The organism is Pseudomonas rossensis (assembly GCF_039888995.1).
In the GTDB taxonomy this organism is placed as follows: domain Bacteria; phylum Pseudomonadota; class Gammaproteobacteria; order Pseudomonadales; family Pseudomonadaceae; genus Aquipseudomonas; species Aquipseudomonas rossensis.
The window spans coordinates 1-1,846 of the sequence record NZ_JBBWCB010000286.1; the positions used below are offsets into that span (position 1 = coordinate 1).

Consider the following 1,846-nt stretch of genomic DNA (forward strand, 5'->3'; position numbering starts at 1 on the left):
GGCCATAAGCAGCCGCTGGACAGACTAGTGGCTAATAGGTAGCGTCGACCCTCTGCACTGAATCTTTCCCGTAGTTGAGTCGTCAGGCGTATTGGTTGGAGGAGTTGCAATGACAACAATCGATGTGAAATCCCGATTCGAAGCAAAGCTTCTCCGTCCGGCAAAGCCTGGTAATGATACGTCGTGGGCGTTTCTGGTACTGCCAGGAGACGCGAGTGAACAGCTTCCGAGGCGAGGAAGGACGACAGTTGAAGGCACAATCAATGCGCACCACTTCCAGGCAACCCTTGAGCCGGATGATTGGCTACGGGTCAGCAGAGAGTTACTCGAAGCCGCAGGCGCGGCTGTTGGGGACATCGTTACGCTGGAGCTAGCCTCTGTGAAGAAGGACCCCGAGCCTGACATCCCGGCAGATTTTCAGGAGGCACTGGCAGCCACTCCTGAGGCTCGTAAAGTCTGGAACAATACGACGACCATCGCACGAGTAGACTGGATTCACTGGATTACTTCAGCCAAGCAACTCAAGACCCGCGCAAAACGCTGTTTCGACCAGTCCGGTTACTACAGTAAGGCCTTCCGTGCGCCCGAGGCGGATAATTCTTAAATGGGGTATTAGATTCAAATCGTTCGGCTCGTTCACCGGGACCGACTAAGCTGGCCTTTTAGCTTGATTGTTATGAATGTCTGCAAAGGGTTGTGGATTTCGGTCAGTTACGACAGGCAGCAATCGGCTGTGGATTCAACCGGTCGGAGCAACACACCTAAATCCCGCTGTCTGCCGAAGACGTTCACGGCGCCGACGCCCTATTGCATCGGCCTCGCTGATCCCGTCTCGCACCACCCCGAATGCATGTAAGGTCAGGGTGCGCGGGCTGGCGACGTTGATTCCGTACGTTGCACTATCCGGCTAACGACGTTCAGGCCTCCCCGAGGGCTGCCCGCGTTGAGCGGGCATCGGAAATCATCCGAACTAATTCAGGCACCTGATTCAGGGTCACTCGCAGGCAACCCGCGAGCCTCCTTATCGTTTTCGTCCTGGTCGTTCATCTGTGGGTCGTTGTCTGGGTTATCGACGTGGCTGTTCGTACCAGCTTTTGGATGCTCACTCGATACCGAATTAGTAGCATCCACATCAGCCATATCAGCCATATCTGCATCGACAGGAGCTTCATCGTCGGTCGGTAATGGAACTTCGTACTGGTTCCAGCTCGGGTCGTGGCCAGTTTCGTTGTCCGTAGTGCGTGTTTCGCGTTGCTGCGATTTATTGCCTGGTGCGTTCTCGTTAATTTCCATGGTGGCTCTCCGACCTAATGCGCGTGATTTCCGTGCTTAAACATGAGAAGCGGTCGTGCGCTGCAAGTGCCTACCATCGGACAGACGGCGAACACAAAAAACCCGGCTTGCTGGCCGGGCTTTCTCTCCTATCGCATATCGTCTGATAGCGGTGTTATTTCATCTGCCTCTGGTGTAGTCCTCTCACCAGGTTCTTTCCAGTCTTCTGGGCGATCATCGCTGGGTTTTGTTAACGGATCGTATTTATTCGGATCGTCTGGATCTAGCGTCGGCTCATCTGAACCTGACTCAGGCTTGGATGGAACAGAACCTTGTGTTTGGTCTTGAAAACTCGAATCGGAAGACATACCCACCTCACCAATGAGGTCCAGCTTTTCTGGGCCGTAATAGTTTGAAGTTGGCAGGTGAAAAGTGTGCGACTGAGCAGATGAGCGGGCAGTAAAAAGCCGTTTGGGGTTGCACGGAATTGCCCCCAACTGCATCACCACTGACCAGTCATTTGCATCGGACTTGACCAGCGCACATGGGAATGACGATCGGCAGAGAACGGCCA

General features: G+C 54.1%; 3 protein-coding genes. 1 reads left to right on the forward strand and 2 read right to left on the reverse strand.

The window, feature by feature from the left end; genetic code table 11:
- Nucleotides 1–109 precede the first annotated feature (109 nt).
- Entirely contained in the window at nucleotides 110–604 is a 495-nt protein-coding gene (locus WLY71_RS30445; RefSeq protein ID WP_347806536.1) for a YdeI/OmpD-associated family protein, read from the forward strand.
- Between the two features lie 371 nt (nucleotides 605–975).
- Here WLY71_RS30445 and WLY71_RS30450 read toward each other — a convergent pair whose 3' ends face one another.
- Entirely contained in the window at nucleotides 976–1,293 is a 318-nt protein-coding gene (locus WLY71_RS30450; RefSeq protein ID WP_347806537.1) for a hypothetical protein, read from the reverse strand.
- Nucleotides 1,294–1,421: 128 nt separating this feature from the next.
- The coding region (locus WLY71_RS30455) for a hypothetical protein (RefSeq protein ID WP_347806538.1) at nucleotides 1,422–1,846 on the reverse strand (425 nt) is incomplete at its 5' end.